Genomic DNA, 19,924 nt, shown 5'->3' with positions numbered 1-19,924 from the left:
GACGCCGGAGCGGCCGGACAAGGCCGGCGCGACGCCCGAGCGGCCGAGCAGGGCCGCCGCCGCCGCGAAGCCGAGCGCGCCACCGGCCACGGCCGGAAGGATGGTGATCGAGTCGCCGTCGCTGAGCTTGGCGTCGAGCGCGCCGAGGAAGCGGACGTCCTCGTCGTTCACGTAGATGTTGACGAACCGGTGCAGGCCACCCTCGGGGGTGATCAGCCGGCCCTTGAGGCCCGAGTGCTTGGCGTCCAGGTCGTCGATCAGGCCGGACAGCGTGTCGCCGGAGCCCTCGACGATCTTCGCGCCGCCGGTGTAGCTGCGCAGGATGGTCGGGACGCGAACTTCGATAGCCATGACTGGAATGCTCCTAGAAAGAGTGTGTCGAGAAACGTTCGGGTGCGGGTCCGGGAGTGCCGCTCAGCGACACTCGTAATAGACCGACGCGGGGCTCTGCCCGAACATGTACGACTGGACGGCGTGCCCGTCCACACTCATACTCACGCGTCCACCGTCGCATCCACGATGTTGACCTCTTCCTCGGTCACCACACCGTCCACGATACGGAACGATCGGATTTCCTCGGAATCCGGCTCACGGGTCGAGACGAGCAGGTAATGCGCGCCCGGCTCACCGGCGAACGAGATGTCCGTGCGGGACGGATAAGCCTCGGTCGCGGTGTGCGAGTGGTAGATGACGACCGGTTCCTCGTCGTTGTCGTCCATCTCGCGCCAGACCCGCAGCTGCTCCATCGAGTCGAACTCGTAGAACGTCATCGACCGCGCCGCGTTGTCCATGGCGATGTGCCGCGTCGGCAGGTCGCTGCCGATCGGGCCGGCGACCACGCCGCAGGCCTCGTCGGGGTGGTCCCGGCGGGCGTGGGCGACGATCGCTTCGATGATCGCGCTGTCGATGGTCAGCACGTGCTTCACATTACCTTCACCCGGGCGCGAGGCGGGCGTGGCAGTCCTCACGCGCGATCCGGGAAGAAGCCGGCGCGGCCGCCGGCGGCCGGCGCGACCCCCGAAGGCGCAGCCAGCGGCCGGCGCGGCCCGCGAAAGCGCAGCCAGCGGCCGGCGCGGCCCGCGAAAGCGCAGCCAGCGGCCGGCGCGGCCCGCGAAAGCGCACCCGAGGCAGCACCCAGGGCCACGCCGGCCCCTGCAAAGCGCCGCCAAGCGCCGCCAAGCGCCGCCAGGTGACAGGCCGGCCACGACGACGCCGTACGGGCGACCGACGTCACGCCGGGCGGCGGGGCGTATCCGGCACGGTGGCGGGTAGTCCGGGTGCATGAAGCAGCGAACAATCGGAGACACCCAGGTGGGCGCCATCGGGCTCGGCGGCATGCCGATGTCCATCGAGGGGCGCCCCGACACCGACCGGTCGATCCGCACCATCCACGCCGCCCTGGATGCCGGCGTGACGCTGATCGACACCGCGGACGCGTACCACCTGCACGCCGACGAGGTGGGGCACAACGAGACCCTGATCGCCCAGGCCCTGTCGGGCTGGGGCGGCGACACCTCCGGGGTTCTGGTCGCCACCAAGGGCGGGCACCTGCGCCCGGGGGACGGCTCGTGGACCCTCGACGGTTCTCCCGCGCACCTGCGGGAGGCGGCCGAGGCGTCGCTCAAGCGGCTCGGGGTCGAGGCGATCGGCCTCTACCAGTTCCACCGCCCGGACCCGGACGTCCCGTACGCGGAGTCCGTCGGCGCGATCCGCGACCTACTCGACGAGGGCAAGATCCGGATGGCCGGCATCTCGAACGCGAACGTCGAGCAGATCCGGCAGGCGCAGGAGATCCTCGGCGGCCGGCTGGTGTCGGTGCAGAACCAGTTCTCGCCCGCGTTCCGTTCGTCGGAGGAGGAGCTGCGGCTCTGCGACGAGCTGGGAATCGCCTTCCTGCCCTGGTCGCCGCTGGGCGGCATCACCCGGGCGAGCGAGCTCGGTGAGCGCTTCGGCGCGTTCGGCCGGGTGGCTGAGGCGCACGGCGTGAGCCCGCAGCGCGTCACACTGGCGTGGATGCTGGCGAAGAGCCCGGTGGTCATCCCGATCCCCGGCGCGAGCCGGCCGGAGTCGATCACCGACTCGGCGCAGGCGCCGGAGCTGGTGCTCGACGACGCCGAGCTGCGTGAGCTGGACGCGGCCGGCAGCTGAGTCCCACGAGACGCCGCCGGCGGAAGCGACACACCGCCGGCGGCGGGGACGCGAACCGCTACTCGATCTCCGGCAGCGCGTTGAGCAGCGACTCTTGCAGATACCCCAGGTACGCGTACACCGAGAGCTGGAAGACCCGGCTCGAACCGGGATCGTGGATGACGGCTTCGTCGAGCTCATCGCCGAGGTCGGTGTCCGGCCGGATGTCGAGCCGGGTCGCCATGGCCAGCCGGGCGTCGTTGATCGCCCGCAGCCAGGCCTCGGCCTCCTCGCCGTCGAGGCGTACCTCGCCCGGGCCGTCGTCGGGCAGCGCCGCGAGGATCGCGCCGGCCTGGTCGATCTTGCCCGTCTTCAGGTCGCCCTCGGTGTACAGGCGGAACTCGGCCGAGTCGTCCGGCCGGTCGGGGTAGATGTCCGGGAAGAGCCGCGTCACGACGGGGTCGGTGTGGTCGAAGCCGTCCATGAGCAGCCCGACGACCTCGCCGGCCACCTTGCGCAGCACCCGTACCTCGTCCACGGCGAACGTGGCCACACATTGGTTGCCGTTGCGCCGGAACATCAGTCGATCACCCGCCCAGTATCGATCTGAAGCTGACAATTCACGCGCGGTCCACCGTCGCCCACAGACCGTAGCCATGAAGCTGGGAGGCGTCCATCTCCATCCGCTCCCGCGCGCCGGTCGACACCACAGCTTTGCCCTTGTTGTGCACGTCGAGCATGAGCTGCTCGGCCTTGTCGCGGCTGTAGCCGAAGAGCTTCTGGAACACCCATGTCACGTACGACATGAGGTTGACGGGATCGTCCCAGACGATCGTCACCCACGGCCGGTCATCAGCCGGTACCTCCTCGATCTGCGGCGTCTCGACAGGAGCGACCTGAGGCATCGCCATGCCCCCCATCGTGCCACGCCGATCCGGGCACGGGACGGGCCGCCGGGGGAAGACGCGATCACGAACCCGCGTCGAACGTCGTCGGAGCGCTGGGATCACGCCGGTCAGCCGCCTGCGAGAAGGCCCCGGAGGGCGCGCGTGCGAGAAGACCCCCCGGGGACGCCTGCGGGAAGGCCCGGAGGGCGCGGAGGGCCGGCAGGCGCCCGGGCCCGCCCCGCCAGGCAGGGCCCGGGCACGTCGCGCCGGCACCGCCGAACCGTAATGGGCGGCACGGGTGCCATAACAGGTGTCGGATTACTCACCGTTTGATCCTCGGATACTCATTCCCCAAGGGGGTACAGGCGGTGATTCAACGATGACGAATCTCGATATGCTGGGTCCGTGGAGCACTGGGATTTCATCGGGCGTTCCGCCGAGTTGTCCCGCCTCCAGACGGTCGCGACCAGCGAAACCGAGCGCGGTCTGATTCTCAGCGGCGTGGCCGGCATCGGCAAGAGCCGTTTGCTGCGGGAGGCGGTGAGCGCACTTCCGGCCGACAGATGGGCGGTATTTCGCGCGTCGGCCAACATCGCGAGTTCCGGATTGCCGTTCGGCGGGCTGGCGCAGATCTTGCCGGCGGATCCGCCCGCCGGGCTTTCCCCCGCCGGACTCATCCGCTGGGCCGTGGACAGTCTCCGCGCGGTCGCGGACGGGCGGCCCATCGTGCTCGCCGTCGACGACGCCCATCTGCTCGACCCGCCCTCCGCCGCGCTGGCCCACCTGCTCGTGCGCGAGGACGCCACGCTGCTCGGCACCTTGCGCACCTCCGAGCCGGTGCCGCCGCCGGTCAGCGCACTGTGGACCGAGGGCCTGGTGAGTCATGCCGAGCTCGCCCCGCTCACGCTCGAGGAGTCCCGCGCGCTGCTCACGACGCTGGTCGGCGGGCCGGTCGAGGCCGGTTCGGCGCAGCGCCTGAGCCGCCTGGGCGGCGGCAACCCGCTGTTGCTGCGGGAGCTCGTGATGGCCGCGGTGAGCGGGGGCGAGCTGGTCCAGGCGTACGGTTTCTGGCGCTGGACCGGCCGCCTGGCGCTGGCGCCCAGCCTCGCCGAGCTCGTGGACGCGCGCGTCGGGCGCCTGACCGGCGGGGTGCGGGACGTGCTGGAGCTGGTCTCCTTCGGCGAGCCGATCGGGCTGCCGCTGCTGCTGCGCGCCGCCGACCCGGCGGCCGTGGAGGAGGCCGAGGAGCGCGGCCTGATCCGGGTCGTCGAGGACGAGCGCCGCCGGGACGTGCGCCTGGGGCACCCGCTCTACGGCGAGGTGGTGCGGCGCCGGTGCCCGGTGACCCGGGCGCGCCGGCTGCTCGCGACGCTGGCCGACCTCGTCGAGGAGGCCGGCGCCCGGCGCCGCGACGACCTGCTGCGGGTGGCGGTCTGGCGGCTCGACTCCGGTACGGCCCAGGACAGCGGCCTACTGTTCGGGGCGGCCACCCAGGCGTTCGGGAAGTTCGACATGATGCTCGCGCGCCGGCTCGCCGCGGCCGCCCGGGACGCCGGCGCCGGGTATCCGGCCATCGAGCTGCTCGCCACCGTGCTGCTGTTCCTCGACGAGCCGCTGCAGGCCCTCGCGGTCCTCGACGAGGCGCCGGAGCGGGACGCCCGATACATCGCGGCGCGGGCGACGGTCGAGTTCTTCGGGCTCGGCGACGTCCGGGCGGCCGACACGCTGGCCGCCGTCGAGCTGACGGACCCGGCCGATGTGGCCCGCATACGGGCGCTGGAGTCGTTCATCCGGCTGCAGCTCAACCATCTGCCGCGGGCTCGCGCCCTGACGGCGGCCGTGGCCGACGAGCCGGCCGCGGCCCCGCCCGCCCGGGCGCTGGCGCAGTGCGTGACGGCGTTCCTGCGAGCGGTCGACGGTGATTTCGAGGGCAGCCGAAAGCTGCTCACCGTGGTCGAGGCCGAAACCCGCTCCTGGCGGCGCGACACTCCCACGCTGCAGTTCGCCTTCCAGACGACGCAGGGAACGCTGGTGAGCCTCGCGCACGACCTGCCGGCGATCGACCGCATTCTGGCCGCCGAGTTCGCCGACCTGGCCCTGGCCGGCGGATTCGGCTTCGGCTCGGGGTGGATCTCCATGCTGCAGGCGTCGGTGAGTCTGCTGCGCGGCCGTACGGGCGACGCTCTGCGCGCGTCGGAACAGGCCTGCGCCGCACTCTCCTCGGCGCGTCTCTACGACGGCGGCGCCCACTTCGGGCGCGCGAAGATCGCGGCGATGCGCGGTGACGTCGCCCTGGCCACGGCGTCGCTGGAGATCGCCGAGGGCGCTCGCGAGGGAACCCTCAAGCTGTACTACCCATGGCGCGAACAGGCGCGCGCCTGGACCCACGCGTGTGCGGGCGAGATGGCTGCCGCCATACGCGTGCTGTCGGAGACCGTGGTCCGGGCGCGGGCCGACGGCTTCCACGCCCACGAGTTGCTCCTGTTGTACGACATGGTCCGGCTGGGCCGTGCGGACCTGGCCGTCGAACGCATCACCGACCTCGCCGAAACGGTCGGCGGCCGGGTCACGCCGCTGTTCGCCCGGCACGCCCGCGCGGGAGCCGACGGGGAGGAGCACTTGGCGGTGGCCCGGGAGTTCACGCTGCTCGGCTACCAGGTGTTCGCCGCGGAAGCCGCCGCGACCGCCGTACGGATCTTCCGCACGGCCCGGGACGCCCGCGCGCTGCCGGCCAGCACCCTGCTCGCCGACATCCTGGCGCGCTGCGACGTGCTGCGTACGCCCGCTCTGCGCGCGGTCCAGCCGTCGCTGACCGTACGCGAAAGGCAGGTCGCCGAACTGGCGGCCGGCGGCGTCCGCAGCCGCGAGATCGCCGACCGGCTCTTCTTGTCCCCACGGACCGTGGAAAACCACCTACAGCGCGTCTACACGAAGCTGGGGGTGAACGGCCGGTCCGAGCTAGCTCCGGCGCTGCGGCTCCTGCCGCAATAGGGTGGTCGCGTGACTGACTGCACCGAGTTCCGCTCGCGTTCCGCCGGCCGTGGCCGAGGAGGCGACCTGTGAACCACTTCGCACCCGCGCTGCTGACCGACCACTACGAGCTGACCATGGTCAGTGCCGCCCTGAAGGACGGCACGGCCGAGCGCCGCAGCGTGTTCGAGGTCTTCGCCCGGAGGCTGCCCTCCGGCCGCCGCTACGGCGTCGCCGCCGGCCAGGGCCGGCTCATCGAGCTGATCCGCGACTTCTGCTTCCGGGACGAGGACGTGGCCTTCCTGCGGAAGGCCGGCATCGTCGACGAGACGACGGCCGCCTGGCTGGCGGACTACCGGTTCACCGGCGACATCGACGGGTACGCCGAGGGCGAGCTGTTCTTCCCCGGCTCGCCGATCCTGACCGTGTCCGGCAGCTTCGCGGAGTGCGTGGTGCTGGAGACGCTCATCCTGTCGGTGCTCAACCACGACAGCGCGATCGCCTCCGCGGCGGCCCGTATGGTCACCGCCGCCCGCGGCCGGCCGATCATCGAGATGGGCTCCCGCCGTACCCATGAGGAGAGCGCCGTGGCCGCGGCGCGCGCGGCCTACCTGGCGGGCTTCGCCTCGACGTCCAACCTCGCGGCCGGCGGCCGCTACGGCATCCCGACCACGGGTACGTCCGCGCACGCGTTCACCCTGCTCCACGACGACGAGAGCGCCGCGTTCGCCTCCCAGGTGGCGGCGCTGGGCAAGAACACGACGCTGCTGGTGGACACGTACGACATCGCGCAGGGCATCCGCAACGCCATCGCGGTCGCGGGCCCCGACCTGCGCGCCGTCCGCATCGACTCGGGCGACCTGTCGGTGCTGGCCCAGCACTCCCGCGAGTTGCTCGACTCGCTGGGCGCCACGGAGACCAAGATCGTCGTCTCCGGCGACATGGACGAGTACGCCATCGCCACCCTCGCCGCGGAACCGGTCGACATGTACGGCGCCGGCACCGCGGTGGTGACCGGCTCGGGCGCACCGACGGCCGGCCTGGTCTACAAGCTCGTCGAGGTCGAGGGCCGCCCGGTGGTCAAGCGCTCGGAGAACAAGGCGACGGTCGGCGGCCGCAAGACGGCGATCCGGCGCCACAAGCCGACGGGTACGGCCACCGAGGAGATCATCGTCTCCCAGGGCGTGCCGGACCACCAGGCCAACGACCGGCTGCTGCAGCGTTCGTTCGTGGCGGGCGGCGAGATCGCCGACCTGCCGACGCTGCAGGAGTCCCGCGACCACCTCCGGCAGTGCTTGATCTCCATCCCGTGGGAGGGTCTGAAGCTGTCGGCCGGTGACCCGGCGATCCCGGTCACCGTGGTCCACAGCTGAGTCCCTGAGAAAATCGGAGGTCCTCGTGACTCGAGCCTTGATCATCGTCGACGTGCAGAACGACTTCTGCGAGGGCGGCTCGCTGGCCGTCCAGGGCGGCGCGGGCGTGGCGGCGGCCATCTCCTCGGCGCTCACCGCCGCGGACCCCGGCCGCCGCTGGGACCACGTCGTGGCGACGAAGGACTACCACATCGACCCGGGCGCGCACTTCAGCGCACACCCCGACTTCGTGGACTCCTGGCCGGCCCACTGCGTGGTCGGCACCCCCGGCTCCGACTTCCACCCCGACCTGGCCACCGACCGGGTGGAGGCCGTGTTCCACAAGGGCGAGCACGCGGCGGCGTACTCGGGCTTCGAAGGCCACACCGACGCGGGCGAACACCTCGCGGACTGGTTGCGCGCCCGCGACGTCACCGAGGTCGACGTGGTGGGCATCGCGACCGACCACTGCGTCCGCGCGACGGCCCTGGACGCGCGCAAGGCGGGCTTCGAGACGACCGTGCTGCTCGGGATGACGGCCGGGGTCGCGGAGGCGACGACCGCGGCGGCGTTGCGGCAGTTCGAGGAGGCGGCGGTCACGACGACCGGGACGCCGGTCGTCCTCGCCGGCTGACCGGGCATCCGCGGGCCGGCCGGTGGTCGCCGACCGGCCCGCGGAACCGTCTCTAGCGAGCCGCGGTCGGCGCATCCTCGGCGGGGAAGGCCACAGCCGGTCCCGCGGCGCCGTTCTCCCACGCGCCGACCTCAACGGCCGTGGTCCCGGCGCCCTGCGCGGCCGGCTCGGCGGTCGCTTCCCGCGCGGTCTCGGTGGCCGCCTCGACCACCTCCGCGGCCTCTTCGGGCTCTTCGGCCTCCGCGGCCTCTTCGGCGCGGCGGCGGCGCAGCTCGATCGGGGCGACGAGCAGCGCGACCAGCACGCCCACCCCGCCGACCGTGGCGAAGCCCCAGGTCGGCGACAGCGCGTCCATCACGACGCCGGCCAGCGGGGCACCGAGCGCCACGCCGACGGTCAGCGACGAGTTGTGCCACCCCATCGCCTCCCCGCGCGCCGCGGCGGGCGTCAGACGGCTCACCGCGTCGGCCGTGGCCGTGATCGTCGGCGCGCACAGGGCGCCGGCCGGGAGCAGGAGCAGCCCGAGCAGCCACCAGTGCGAGCCGCCGAGGCCGACCGGGATCGTCAGCAGGGCCATCGGGGCGAGCAGGAGCAGCGGCGGCAGGCCCTGCCGGACCATCCCGTACGTGAATCCGCCCAGCAACGAGTACGCCGCCCACATGGCGAGCACCGCCCCCGTCCACTCCACTTCGCCGGAGTGCTGCAGCATGGCGACCACGGCGACGTCCGTGCCGCTGAGCACCAGCGTGGCGGCGCTGGTGATGGCCAGCACGGCGATGAGGCGGGGACGCAGCCAGGCGCTGCGGGGCACCCGGTGACCGGCGGAGATCGGCGCCTCGTCGTGGCCGCGGATCGGCGGGTCGAGCAGGTAGAGCCCGACGCCGGACAGCAGGATGCCGCCGCCGACCACCAGCATCGCCACCCGGGCCCCGGCGGTCGTGGAGATCAGCACGCCCAGCGCGGGCCCCGCCATGAACGACAGCTCGGTGGTGATGGAGTCGAGGGCGAAGGCGGGAAGCCGGTGCGACTCGGGCGCGAGCGCGGCGATCGACTGCCGCGCCACCGCGAACGCCGGCAAGGTCAGGAAGCCACCGATCAGGGCGGCGACGAGCAGCGCCCAGTACGGGACGCCCTGCGCGGCCGTCCAGAACGCCACCTCGGCCACGGTGGTGAGGACCAGGACCGGACGCAGCCCCTTGCGGTCGGTGATCCGGCCCATCACCGGGGCGCCGAGCGAGGCGGCGACGGTGAAGGCGGCCCCCACCAGCCCGGCGGCGCCGTACCCGAGACCGAGGTCCTGGGTGACGTGCAGGGTGAGCACGACGCTCCCGGCGGTGATCGGAATACGGGCCAGCGTCGCCACGATCAGCAGCGACTTGATCCCGCGCAGGGCGAGCGTCTCCCGGTAAGGCGTGAGTGTCATTGCGGTCCTAACCTCCGCCCGACAGTCTCCGCCAGGGGTACGACATTCCCAATGCATTTGACGGAGCTCACCCCGGGCAGCCCCGCGTCACGGGCCGGATATCGCTGTGCGCAACGGCCTGCCGGGACGGGCATGTGCGGCGCGGGGGTCAGCCGCTGCGGCCCTGCTGGGGGTCAGTGCGGCCGGGCGGGGCAGACGCGACCGCTGCAGCCCGCCGCGCGAGCCGACGCAGCCCGGCGGGGCAGACGCGACCGCTGCAGCCCGCCGCGCGAGCCGACGCAGCCCGGCGGGGCCGACGCGACCGCTGCAGCCCGCCGCGCGAGCCGGCGCAGCCCGGCGGGGCCGACGCGACCGCTGCGCGAGCGGGTGCAGCTGAGCGGCACCGAGGCGACCGCTTCGGCGGCACAAACAGCCCGGCAAGGCCACGTGCGATGCGCTGCGGCCGGCGCAGCGGCCGGGACGGCTCGGCGCCGCAGCCGGGGCGACCGGCGACCGGCGGCCGGCGCGGTGGTAAGGCGGCGACCAGGGCCGGTGGTCAGGGACGTTCGGGCGGTCGGGCTGGGTGCGGGCAGGCGTGAGGCACGGAAAAGCCCGCCCAGGCGGTCGGACCCCGGGGCGGGCTTCTCGGTGCTACGCGAGCGTCAGCTCTGCTTACTTGTGGTCGCTGAGGTCTTCCTTGTAGGTGGCGCCGCCGTCCGAGTCCGGGTGCAGCATGCGGGCGCCGCCCTCCGGCGGGCCGGAGATGGACTGCTCACCCGCGGCCAGCTCCGGGTACTTCGCGTCGAAGGCCGGGCGCTCCGAGCGGATGCGCGGCATGCGGTCGAAGTTGCGCAGCGGCGGCGGGCAGCTCGTCGCCCACTCCAGGGAGTTGCCGGCGCCCCAGGGGTCGTCGACCGTGACGAGCTCGCCGACCTTGTACGACTTCCACACGTTGTAGATGAAGGGCAGGGTCGACGCGCCGAGCACGAACGCGCCCAGCGTGGAGATCATGTTCAGTGTGGTGAAGCCGTCCGTGGGCAGGTAGTCGGCGTACCGGCGCGGCATGCCCTCGGCGCCCAGCCAGTGCTGCACCAGGAACGTGGTGTGGAAGCCGATGAAGGTCAGCCAGAAGTGGACCTTGCCCAGGCGGTCGTCGAGCATCCGGCCGAACATCTTCGGAAACCAGAAGTAGATGCCGGAGAACACCGCGAACACGATGGTGCCGAACAGCACGTAGTGGAAGTGCGCGATGACGAAGTACGAGTCGGAGACGTGGAAGTCGATCGGCGGGGCCGCCAGCAGCACGCCGGAGAGACCACCGAAGAGGAACGTCACCAGGAAGCCGATGGCGAAGAGCATCGGAGACTCGAAGCTGATCTGGCCCCGCCACATCGTGCCGATCCAGACGAAGAACTTCATGCCGGTCGGGACCGCGATGAGGAAGCTCAGGAAGCTGAAGAACGGCAGCAGCACCTGGCCGGTGACGAACATGTGGTGCGCCCACACGCTCATCGACAGCGCCGCGATCAGCAGCGTCGCGCCGACGAGGCCCTTGTAACCGAAGACCGGCTTGCGGCTGAAGACCGGGATGACCTCGGTGATGATGCCGAAGAACGGCAGCGCGATGATGTAGACCTCGGGGTGGCCGAAGAACCAGAAGAGGTGCTGCCAGAGCATCGGCCCGCCGGTGTTCACGTCGAACACGTGGGCGCCGAGGATGCGGTCGGCGGCGAGCGCGAACAGCGCGGCGGCCAGGAACGGGAAGACCATGATCACCAGCAGGCTGGTGACGAGGATGTTCCACGTCATGATCGGCATCCGGAACATCGTCATGCCGGGCGCGCGCAGCGTGATGATCGTCGTGATGATGTTGACGCCGCCCAGGATGGTGCCGAGGCCGGAGAGCGCCAGGCCGACCACCCACATGTTGCCGCCGACGCCCGGAGAGTGCAGGGAGTCGCTGAGCGGCGTGTACGCGAACCAGCCGAAGTCCGCCGCGCCACCGGGCGTCAGGAAGCCGGCGATGGTGATCGTGCCGCCGAACAGGTACAGCCAGTACGCGAACGAGTTGAGCCGCGGGAACGACACATCGGGGGCGCCGATCTGGATCGGGACCACGAAGTTGGCGAATGCGAACACGATCGGCGTCGCGAAGAACAGCAGCATGATCGTGCCGTGCATCGTGAACAGCTGGTTGTACTGCTCCGGCGACAGGAACTGCATGCCCGGGCGGGCGAGCTCGCTGCGCATGAGCAGCGCCATGAACCCGCCGAGGATGTAGAACACGAAGGCCGTGATCATGTACATGATCCCGATCTGCTTCGCGTCGGTCGTCCGCAGGATCCGCGCGATGGCCGAACCCTTGACCTGCTGCCTGACCGGCCAGGGCCTGGTCACGATCGGCTTAGGCGCGACGGTCGTCACGGATAGCCTCCGGTGTCTCGTTTCGTCCCACTGCGTACGCCCGCGTGAAGGGCGTACCTCGCAGGCAGAATAGTCCCCCGCCGACCCCCGGCGGGCGCGGGGTGACCAAAGACCACCCGGGTCTCAGAACGGCTCGACCAGCCCGCGGTACTGATCGGTGAAGATCTGCTGACCCCGCTCCCGCAGCATAGGGTCGCGGTCTCCGGGCGGCACGTCGCGGGTCCGGTCGAGCTCGCGGGTGCGCTCGCGCACCTGGTCACAGCGTCCGCGCCGGCGTTGCTCGTACGCCCGCAGCGCCGCCGGGACGTCGCCGCCGGCGGCCTTGAGGACCTCACCGAGCACGACGGCGTCCTCCAGCGCCATGGCCGCGCCCTGAGCCAGGCTGGGCGCGGTGGCGTGGGCCGCGTCACCGACCAGCAGCACGGGCCCCGTCGACCAGCCGTCGATCACGACCTCGTCCGTCCGCGCCACCTGGACCTTCTCGATCGCGTCGAGGACGGCGGGAACGCAGCCGCCGAAGCCGCCGAACAGCTCGCGCAGGCGGGCGTGGGGGTCCGCGGGGTTCGCCGCGGAGGGATCGACCGTCTCGTCGGCGTAGCAGTACAGCCGGCGGCCACCCATCGGCATGGCCACGAACTGCGAACGGCGCCCGAGGAGCGCCGTCCAGTCGCTGAGCGGCGGCCCGCCGCCGACCACGCTGCGGTAGACGATCTGGCCCGTCGGGGTCGCCGCCCCGCCGAGCCCGGCCTTGGCCCGCACCGTGGAGCGCCGCCCGTCCGCGCCGATCACGAGGTCGTACTCGGCGACGGCGCCGTCGCTGAACTCGACCTTGGCAGCGCCGTCGACGATCGCCAGGTCACGCACGGCGATGTCGTAGCGCACCTCGCCACCGACGCCGGTCAGCAGCACCTGCTGCAGGTCGGCGCGGGCGAGGGCGCGGGACTCCCCGACGCCTGCCCAGAGCGCGGCGACGTCCATCTCGAACAGCTCACGGCCGGCGCTGTCCTGGAAGACCTGCCGGAAGATGAGATCGCCGAGCGGGCGCAGCGGAGCGTCGAGGCCCAGCTGGCGCATCGCCCGGGAGGCGTTGCCGGGCAGGTAGATGCCGGCGCCCGGCAGCATGGTGGCGGGCAGCTCCTCCACCACGTCGGGGCGGAAGCCCGCGATCCGGAGGCCTCGGGCGGCGGCGAGACCGCTGACGCCGGCGCCCACGACAAGGATGCGCAAGGTCATCGCAGCACCGCCTCCGAGGGGTGTTCGATACGCGTCGGAGCCAAGACACTACCGGCCGCCACCGAACCACGAAACCCGCGTCGTTGGTCACGTCCGTTTTGTTCGAGACGGACACTCCGAAGTGTCCGATCCACCGGCCCGGCCGCGCCCGGCCGAGCCCCATCCCCGGCCCGGCGGCACGCGAGACGATCCTCATCGCCCACCCGCCCGGCCGCGCGCGGGACGATCCGCACCCCCGGCCCGGCCGCGCGCGGGACGATCCGCACCCCCGGCCCGGCGGCGCGCGGGACGATCCGCACCCCCGGCCCGGCGGCGCGCGGGACGGTCCTCATCGGACGAGCCTGCTCAGCGGCACCCCGGCCAGCGCCCTCACGTCGCGGGCCAGGTGGGCCTGGTCGGCGTACCCGGCTGCGACGGAGACGTCGGCGAAGGGGCGGCCGCGCCGGGCCATCGCCACGGCGCGCTGCATCCGCATGATCTTGGCGAGCGTCTTCGGGCCGTACCCGAAGGCGGCTGTGCAGCGCCGGTGCAGGTGCCGCGCGCTGAGGCCGCAGGACTCCGCGATCGCGCCGATCGGGGCGCCGGCCCGGGCGCCGGCGGCGAGCGCGACCATCGCCCGGTCCGGCCGGTGCCGCCGGCGCAGGGTGAAGGCCTCGAGGGCGGCGAGCGGATCGCCGGCCTCGGCCAGCCGGCGCGTCTCGGCGGGGCTGAAGAGCGCGTCGAAGGGCACCCGCCGGTCGGTCAGCTCGTCGGCGGGGACACCGAGCACGGACGGACCCACGCCGTCGGCGAAACGCACGGCGAAGAGCCGGCTGTGCGGCGGCACGGCGGCGAGCTGCGCCGTCGTGTCCGGTCCGGCCACGAAGACCCGGCCGTCCTGCCAGATCACGTCGAGGCAGCCGTCCGGCAGGATGCGTTTCGGCGGGGTGCCGGGCGGCACGGTGCTGCGCCACGCGATCACGTGCGGCAGGGTCGAGGGCCATTCGGCGTACATGGGCCGACCGTGCCACGGGGGTACGACAGTTCAGCGAATGACACTGGTGTAGTTCGGGCGGACAATCGATGAATGACCGACCAACTGGCCGAGTACCGGCGCAAGCGAGACGCGCGGCGCACGCCGGAGCCCGTACCGCGCGGCCGGCCCCGGCCGACGGGCCGGAACAGGTTCGTCATCCAGCAGCACCACGCCCGCAGCCTGCACTGGGACGTCCGGCTGGAACGCGACGGCGTCCTCGTGTCGTTCGCCGTGCCACGCGGCCTCCCCCGCGACCGGGCCCGTAACTACCTGGCGAAACACACCGAGGACCACCCGCTGGAATACCTCGACTTCGCCGGCGACATCCCGGAGGGCGAGTACGGCGGCGGCCGCATGACGATCCACGACCGCGGCACGTACGAGGCGGACAAATGGCGCGACGACGAGATCGGTGTCACGTTCCACGGCGACCGCACCTCGGGCCGGTACGTGTTCTTCCAGACCGGTGGCCGCGACTGGATGGTGCGCCGCATGGACCCGCCGGAGCCCGGCTGGGAGAGCATGCCCGAGGCCGTCGAACCCATGCTCGCGACCAGGGCCGCCGGGCTGCCCCCGGACGACGGCGACTGGGGGTACGAGCTGAGCTGGGCCGGCCGCCGCACCATCGCGTACGTCTCCGGCGGTCGCGTACGCCTGACCGACGCGGCGGGTGACGACGTCACCTCGTGGTATCCGGAGGTGCGGCCGCTCGGGGAGGCGCTCGCGCCCCTGGAAGCCGTCCTGGACGGCGAGATCGCGGCCTTCGACGGCTCGTCCGTGTCGCCGGACCTGCTCGAACGCCGCAAGGCCCCGCGCGATCCCGCGGCCGCCCGCCGGGCGGCCGAGCGGACCCCGGTGCAGTTCCTGGCGTACGACCTGCTGTGGCTGGAAGGCCACTCGACGGTGGAACTCATGCGTTACTCCGAGCGACGGGAGCTGTTGGAAGGGCTCGGCGTGGCCGGTGAGAACTGGCAGACGCCGCCGTACTTCCCTGGTGGTGGCACCTTCGCGCTCGAGGCGGCCCGGGCGCAGGGCCTCGGCGGCATCGTCGCGAAGCGCCTCGACTCGCCGTATTTGCCGGGGCGGCGCAGCCGGCTCTGGCTCTCGATCGACGCGTGATGACGCGAAGCGCCGTATTTCCGCCGATAGTGCTTCAGCTCGGCGCGGCCCGTCCGATCAGGGAGGTTTGCTGGTCCCGGCGGCGGAAAGGTCAGTATGCAGATGCTCCCGACCTGCGCTGTGACTCGTGACATGTCTGCTGAACTGTGGAACTCCGCCGCTGCCGTCCTCGACACGAACTGGTCCGCCGACCACATGGTGCCGTCGCGCCGTCTCTACCCGCACCAGTGGAGCTGGGACGCCGCATTCATCGCCATCGGGCTCGCGTACGTGAATCCGACGCGCGCGTGGCGCGACCTGCGCAGCCTCTTCGACGCGCAGTGGCCCGACGGCCGGGTGCCGCACATCGTCTTCGACCCGGGCACCGCCGAGGGCGACTACTTCCCCGGGCCGGCGTTCTGGGACGTGCCCGCGTACGCCGGACGGCCGGCCCGCGGCAGCACCGGGCTGACCCAGCCGCCGCTGCACGCCCTCGCCGCCTGGGAGGTCTACCGACGTGCCGTCTCGCACGGCGCCGTGTGCGCCCGCGAGGCCGGCGACCAGCTCAAGTGGCTCTACCCGCGGCTCGTGGCTCAGCAGGACTACCTGAGCGGACGCCGCGACGCCGGTGGCGACGGGCTCGCCAGCATCGTGCACCCGTGGGAGTCCGGCCTCGACAACAGCCCGTCATGGGATGCGGCGCTGGCCGCCGTACCGGCCGATCTGGGGTTGCTGCGGCGCTTCCGTCGCCGCGACCTCGAGGTCGCCGACGCCGCGCACCGCCCCACCGACCTGGACTACGCCCGGTATGTCGGGCTGGTCGCGAACTACCGGGACGGCGGGTACGCCGACACGGACCTCACCCACCGGCACGGCTTCGTCGTGGAGTGCCCCGGCTTCAACTCGATCCTGGCCGCCGCGGAACTGGCCCTCGCCCACATCGCCGGGGTGGTCGGCGCCGACGCCGGCAGGCACCGGCGTCGGGCACGGGAGATCACCGAGGCTGTCTGCCGACACCTGTACGACGAGAGCACGGCCACGTTCCGCTCGCGCGATGTGCGTACCCGTGCATTGAGCCCGGCCCGATGCATCAACGGCCTGCTTCCGCTGATGCTGCCGGACCTGACGGCGGACCGGGCCGCCGCCGTCATGGCGGAGGCCGCGTCGCCGCGCTTCGGCCTGCCCGAGGCCACCGGCCTGCCGGTGCCGAGCTACGACCGGACCGCGCCCGGCTTCGACCCGCTGCGCTACTGGCGAGGGCCGATCTGGATCAACGTCAACTGGCTGCTGCGCCGGGGCATGCTGGTGCACGGGTATCGGGACGAGGCCGAGGACCTCCGCCTCGCGATGCTGCGGCTGGTCCACGGCTCCGGTCACTTCGAGTACTTCCACCCCGTCACCGGCCGGGGCATCGGGGCGCCGAGCTTCAGCTGGACCGCCGCGCTCACGCTCGACCTGCTCGCCGACCGCTCGGTGCCCGCCTACGCCCACGCGGCCTAGAGGCTTTTCGACTCCGCCTCGATCGTGGTGTCGGGGCCGTGGCCGGTGTGCACCACGGTGTCGCCGGGCAGGGAGAGCAGCCGTTCCCGGATCGACCGTTCGATCGTCGGCCGGTCGCTGTAGGAGCGGCCGGTCGCGCCCGGGCCGCCCTGGAACAGGGTGTCACCGGTGAAGACGCAGCCCAGGTCCGGCGCGTACAGGCAGACGGCCCCCGGACTGTGACCCGGCGTGTGCAGCACGCGCAGCGTCGTGCCGGCGACCGTGATCTCCTGGCCGTCGGCGAGCGGCGCGGGCATCGGCACGCCCGGGTGCGTCAGCTTCCACAGCACGTCCTCGGCCGGGTGCAGCAGCAACGGCGCGCCCGTGCGCTCCGCGAGCTCCGGGGCGACGCGTACGTGATCGTCATGGGCGTGGGTGAGGACGATCGCGACGACCTTGCGGCCGTCCACCACCTCGAGGATCGCGGGTACGGAGTGCGGAGCGTCGACGACCACGCATTCGCTGTCGTCGCCGACCACCCACACGTTGTTGTCGACGTCGAACGTCTCCCCGTCCAGCGAGAACGTGCCGCTGGTAACCGCGTGATCGACGCGCACGCCCATCAGAACATCACCACCGAGCGCAGCACGCCGCCGGTGTGCATCTTGCCGAACGCCTCCTCGACCTGGTCCAGCCGGATCTCCTCGGTGACGAACGCGTCGAGGTCGAGCCGGCCCTGCAGGTAGAGGTCGGTGAGCATGGGGAAGTCGCGGGACGGCAGGCAGTCGCCGTACCAGCTGCTCTTGAGCGCCCCGCCGCGGCCGAAGACGTCGAGCAGCGGCAGCTCGATCGTCATCTCGGGGGTCGGCACCCCGACCAGCACCACCGTGCCGGCCAGGTCACGGGCGTAGAAGGCCTGCTTGTACGTCTCCGGGCGGCCGACCGCCTCGACGACGACGTCCGCGCCGTTGCCCCCGGTGAGCTCCTGCACCGCGGCGACCACGTCCGTGCCCCGCGCGTTGATCGTGTGGGTGGCGCCGAACTTGCGGGCCCACTCGAGCTTCTGGTCGTCGGTGTCGATCGCGATGATCGTGGAGGCGCCGGCCAGCGCCGCGCCGACCACGGCCCCGTCGCCGACCCCGCCGCAGCCGATGACGGCGACCGAGTCGCCGCGGGTCACGCCGCCGGTGTTGATGGCCGCGCCGATGCCGGCCATGACCCCGCAGCCGAGCAGGCCCACCGCGGCGGGCCGGGCGGCCGGGTCCACCTTCGTGCACTGACCGGCGTGCACCAGCGTCTTCTCGACGAACGCGCCGATGCCCAGGGCGGGCGACAACTCGGTGCCGTCCTCGAGCGTCATCTTCTGAGCCGCGTTGTGGGTGTTGAAGCAGTACCACGGCTTGCCCTTGCGGCAGGCGCGGCACTGACCGCAGACGGCCCGCCAGTTCAGCACCACGAAGTCGCCCGGGGCGACGTCGGTGACGCCCTCGCCGACCGTCTCCACGATGCCCGCCGCCTCATGGCCCAGCAGGAACGGGAAGTCGTCGTTGATCCCGCCCTCCCGATAATGCAGGTCGGTGTGGCACACACCGCACGCCTGGATGCGGACGACGGCCTCGCCGGGGCCGGGATCCGGCACGACGACGGTGGTGACCTCGACGGGTGCACCCTTGGCCCGGGCGATGGCTCCGTTGACTCGCTGGCTCATGATGACCACCTTGCCACCCGCGCCCGGCGGCGCGAAGTGTCGGTCCCAGGATCTACGGTGAGCGGGTGACGTTCGCCCGCCGGATCCTGTTGATCGCTCTGGCCCTGCTGCTCGTGCCCGCGCCGGCCCGGGCGGATCCGCCGTCCCGCCTGGCCACCCAGGTGACCGACTCGGCCGGCGCGCTCGGCGGCGACCGCGCGCGGGTGGACGCGGCGCTGAGCTCGCTACAGCAGAAGACCGGCATCCAGCTCTTCGTCGTGTACGTCGACTCCTTCGACGGCACCCCGGCCCAGGAGTGGACGGAGCAGACGGCCCGCCTGAGCGACCTCGGCGACCGCGACGCGCTGCTGGCGGTGGCCGTTCGCGACCGGGCGTACTGGACGTCGTTCCCGCAGGACTCCCGCTTCTCCGACACCGAACTGCGCAACGTGGAACGGGACGACATCGAGCCCGCGCTGAGCCGCAACGACTGGGCCGGCGCGGTGGTGGCGGCCACCTCCGGCTACGAGCAGGCGGCCGGCGGCGGCTCAGCCTCGTACGTGTGGATCTTCGTGGTCCTCGCGGCGGTCATCGCCGGCGGCCTCCTCTGGGTCTTCCTGCGCCGGCGCCGCGCCCGCCCGGCCGCTCCCGCCCAGCCGGAAGGGCCGCCGACGGCCGAGCTGACCGCCCAGGCCAACGCGCTCCTGATCGAGCTCGACGACGACCTGCGCGCCAGCGAGAGCGAGCTGGCCCTGGCCACCGCCCAGTACGGCGAGGCCGAGACAGCCCGCTTCCGCGCGGCGCTGGAGGCGTCCCGCCAGGACGTGGCCGAGGCTTTCCGGCTCCGGATGACCCTCGAGGAGGAGCCGGCACCCGCCGAGGAGGCGCGCCGCCGCACCCTCACCGAGATCATCGCCCGCTGCCGGGCGGCCGACGACCGGCTCGACGCGGAGTCCGAGGCCTTCGACGAGCTCCGCGACCTGGAGGGCCGCGCGGCCGAGGCGGCGGCGGAGGCCGACCAGCGGCGACGCGCGGCCGAGGCGACGCTGCTGGAGGCCGCGGCGGTCCGGCGGAAGCTCCTCGCCGAGTACGACGGCCAGACGGTGACCGGCGTCTCGGGAAACGTCGACCAGGCCCGGGAACGCCTGCAGTTCGCGGCAGACGCGATCGCACGGGCGCGTGCGGCGCTCACCTCCGCGGAAACGCCGGGGGCGGCGACGAGTTCACACGACGGACGGGGCAACGCGGCCGGGCCCGGAGCCGGGGCCCCGGACGCGGCGACGACCTCGGACGACGGACCGGACGAGGCGGCCGGGCCCGGGCCCGGGGCCGGGGTGCCGGGCGGGGCTCGGGCTGAGGCGGCGCTCGCCGTCCGGGCCGCCGAGCAGGCGGTGGGGCAGGCCGAGCAGCTGGTGGCGGCCGTGCACCGCGCGGCATCCGACTTGACCGCGGCCCGCAGCGCCGCCGACGCGCTCATCGCCGAGCTGGAGGTGGAAATCGCGGCCGGCCGCGCGGCGATCACCTCGAGCGGTGCCGGCACCGGCGGCTCGGCCGGTGCTCCCGGCCAGGGCGCCGGCGGCGCTCCCGGCCAGGGCGCCGGCGGCGCTCCCGGCCAG

General features: G+C 72.6%; 15 protein-coding genes and 2 pseudogenes. 7 read left to right on the top strand and 10 right to left on the bottom strand.

All coding sequences use genetic code 11. The annotated features are described in order from the left end of the window. Positions 1-51 precede the first annotated feature (51 nt). Positions 52-351: pseudogene (locus AB0K03_RS24175) on the bottom strand (MoaD/ThiS family protein); the annotation flags it as partial. 63 nt (positions 352-414) lie between these two features. Then, positions 415-917, bottom strand: a pseudogene (locus AB0K03_RS24170) (M67 family metallopeptidase). A 364-nt stretch (positions 918-1,281) separates the two neighbouring features. On the opposite strand from AB0K03_RS24170, the gene AB0K03_RS24165 reads away from it, so the two are divergent. Then, entirely contained in the window at positions 1,282-2,148 is an 867-nt protein-coding gene (locus AB0K03_RS24165) for an aldo/keto reductase (protein WP_364688468.1), read from the top strand. A gap of 58 nt (positions 2,149-2,206) precedes the next feature. Here the strand turns inward: AB0K03_RS24165 and AB0K03_RS24160 are convergent, their stop codons facing one another. Both AB0K03_RS24160 and clpS read right to left on the bottom strand, forming a co-directional pair. Continuing rightward, the gene (locus AB0K03_RS24160; protein WP_364688466.1) at positions 2,207-2,707 is read right to left on the bottom strand and encodes a DUF2017 domain-containing protein; all 501 of its coding nucleotides are present in this window, start codon (positions 2,705-2,707) and stop codon (positions 2,207-2,209) included. A 40-nt stretch (positions 2,708-2,747) separates the two neighbouring features. Continuing rightward, complete coding sequence (gene clpS, locus AB0K03_RS24155) at positions 2,748-3,038, bottom strand: ATP-dependent Clp protease adapter ClpS (RefSeq protein ID WP_364688464.1); 291 nt, start codon at positions 3,036-3,038, stop codon at positions 2,748-2,750. Between the two features lie 381 nt (positions 3,039-3,419). On the opposite strand from clpS, the gene AB0K03_RS24150 reads away from it, so the two are divergent. From AB0K03_RS24150 to AB0K03_RS24140, 3 genes are all read left to right on the top strand, one after another. Beyond that, positions 3,420-6,005 (top strand): LuxR C-terminal-related transcriptional regulator, encoded by a 2,586-nt coding sequence (locus AB0K03_RS24150; protein ID WP_364688462.1) that lies wholly within the window; start codon positions 3,420-3,422, stop codon positions 6,003-6,005. 68 nt (positions 6,006-6,073) lie between these two features. Beyond that, positions 6,074-7,357 carry a nicotinate phosphoribosyltransferase gene (locus AB0K03_RS24145; RefSeq protein WP_364688460.1) on the top strand — a complete coding sequence of 428 codons (1,284 nt, stop codon included), beginning with the start codon at positions 6,074-6,076 and terminating at the stop codon, positions 7,355-7,357. Between the two features lie 25 nt (positions 7,358-7,382). Further along, positions 7,383-7,970 carry an isochorismatase family protein gene (locus AB0K03_RS24140; protein ID WP_364688458.1) on the top strand — a complete coding sequence of 196 codons (588 nt, stop codon included), beginning with the start codon at positions 7,383-7,385 and terminating at the stop codon, positions 7,968-7,970. Between the two features lie 52 nt (positions 7,971-8,022). On the opposite strand, the gene AB0K03_RS24135 is transcribed toward AB0K03_RS24140, so the two are convergent. From AB0K03_RS24135 to AB0K03_RS24120, 4 genes are all read right to left on the bottom strand, one after another. Further along, the gene (locus AB0K03_RS24135; RefSeq protein WP_364688456.1) at positions 8,023-9,393 is read right to left on the bottom strand and encodes an MFS transporter; all 1,371 of its coding nucleotides are present in this window, start codon (positions 9,391-9,393) and stop codon (positions 8,023-8,025) included. Positions 9,394-10,044: 651 nt separating this feature from the next. Then, positions 10,045-11,796, bottom strand: a complete 1,752-nt coding sequence (gene ctaD / locus AB0K03_RS24130) for a cytochrome c oxidase subunit I (RefSeq protein ID WP_364688454.1) — start codon at positions 11,794-11,796, stop codon at positions 10,045-10,047. A 123-nt stretch (positions 11,797-11,919) separates the two neighbouring features. Continuing rightward, entirely contained in the window at positions 11,920-13,029 is a 1,110-nt protein-coding gene (locus AB0K03_RS24125) for an FAD-dependent monooxygenase (protein WP_364688452.1), read from the bottom strand. Positions 13,030-13,357: 328 nt separating this feature from the next. Further along, positions 13,358-14,023: a helix-turn-helix domain-containing protein gene (locus AB0K03_RS24120; protein WP_364688450.1), complete on the bottom strand. Its 666-nt coding sequence runs from the start codon at positions 14,021-14,023 to the stop codon at positions 13,358-13,360. A gap of 72 nt (positions 14,024-14,095) precedes the next feature. On the opposite strand from AB0K03_RS24120, the gene AB0K03_RS24115 reads away from it, so the two are divergent. Both AB0K03_RS24115 and AB0K03_RS24110 read left to right on the top strand, forming a co-directional pair. Next, complete coding sequence (locus AB0K03_RS24115) at positions 14,096-15,163, top strand: DNA polymerase ligase N-terminal domain-containing protein (protein ID WP_364688448.1); 1,068 nt, start codon at positions 14,096-14,098, stop codon at positions 15,161-15,163. Positions 15,164-15,295: 132 nt separating this feature from the next. Beyond that, the gene (locus AB0K03_RS24110) at positions 15,296-16,642 is read left to right on the top strand and encodes an MGH1-like glycoside hydrolase domain-containing protein (RefSeq protein ID WP_364688446.1); all 1,347 of its coding nucleotides are present in this window, start codon (positions 15,296-15,298) and stop codon (positions 16,640-16,642) included. Here the strand turns inward: AB0K03_RS24110 and AB0K03_RS24105 are convergent. Next, positions 16,639-17,244 (bottom strand): MBL fold metallo-hydrolase, encoded by a 606-nt coding sequence (locus AB0K03_RS24105; RefSeq protein WP_364688444.1) that lies wholly within the window; start codon positions 17,242-17,244, stop codon positions 16,639-16,641. The genes AB0K03_RS24110 and AB0K03_RS24105 overlap by 4 nt on opposite strands. Then, a complete protein-coding gene (locus AB0K03_RS24100; protein WP_364688442.1) occupies positions 17,244-18,329 on the bottom strand; it encodes an S-(hydroxymethyl)mycothiol dehydrogenase in 1,086 nt (361 codons plus the stop codon). The genes AB0K03_RS24105 and AB0K03_RS24100 overlap by 1 nt, the downstream gene beginning before the upstream one ends. Before the next feature lie 65 nt (positions 18,330-18,394). On the opposite strand from AB0K03_RS24100, the gene AB0K03_RS24095 reads away from it, so the two are divergent. Then, positions 18,395-19,924: TPM domain-containing protein (locus AB0K03_RS24095; RefSeq protein ID WP_364688440.1), on the top strand; the 1,530-nt coding region annotated here is incomplete at its 3' end.

The sequence above is a fragment of the Actinoplanes sp. NPDC049316 genome, assembly GCF_040677315.1.
Lineage (GTDB): Bacteria > Actinomycetota > Actinomycetes > Mycobacteriales > Micromonosporaceae > Actinoplanes.
This window is presented reverse-complemented; position numbering and strand designations above follow the sequence as displayed.

What these genes read in the sequence shown, in the direction of transcription:
- AB0K03_RS24165 (WP_364688468.1), top strand. Translation starts at nt 1,282, where the DNA reads ATGAAGCAGCGAACAATCGGAGACACCCAGGTGGGCGCCATCGGGCTC.
- AB0K03_RS24160 (WP_364688466.1), bottom strand. Translation starts at nt 2,707, where the DNA reads ATGTTCCGGCGCAACGGCAACCAATGTGTGGCCACGTTCGCCGTGGAC.
- clpS (WP_364688464.1), bottom strand. Translation starts at nt 3,038, where the DNA reads ATGGCGATGCCTCAGGTCGCTCCTGTCGAGACGCCGCAGATCGAGGAG.
- AB0K03_RS24135 (WP_364688456.1), bottom strand. Translation starts at nt 9,393, where the DNA reads ATGACACTCACGCCTTACCGGGAGACGCTCGCCCTGCGCGGGATCAAG.
- AB0K03_RS24125 (WP_364688452.1), bottom strand. Translation starts at nt 13,029, where the DNA reads ATGACCTTGCGCATCCTTGTCGTGGGCGCCGGCGTCAGCGGTCTCGCC.
- AB0K03_RS24120 (WP_364688450.1), bottom strand. Translation starts at nt 14,023, where the DNA reads ATGTACGCCGAATGGCCCTCGACCCTGCCGCACGTGATCGCGTGGCGC.
- AB0K03_RS24115 (WP_364688448.1), top strand. Translation starts at nt 14,096, where the DNA reads ATGACCGACCAACTGGCCGAGTACCGGCGCAAGCGAGACGCGCGGCGC.
- AB0K03_RS24110 (WP_364688446.1), top strand. Translation starts at nt 15,296, where the DNA reads ATGTCTGCTGAACTGTGGAACTCCGCCGCTGCCGTCCTCGACACGAAC.
- AB0K03_RS24105 (WP_364688444.1), bottom strand. Translation starts at nt 17,244, where the DNA reads ATGGGCGTGCGCGTCGATCACGCGGTTACCAGCGGCACGTTCTCGCTG.
- AB0K03_RS24100 (WP_364688442.1), bottom strand. Translation starts at nt 18,329, where the DNA reads ATGAGCCAGCGAGTCAACGGAGCCATCGCCCGGGCCAAGGGTGCACCC.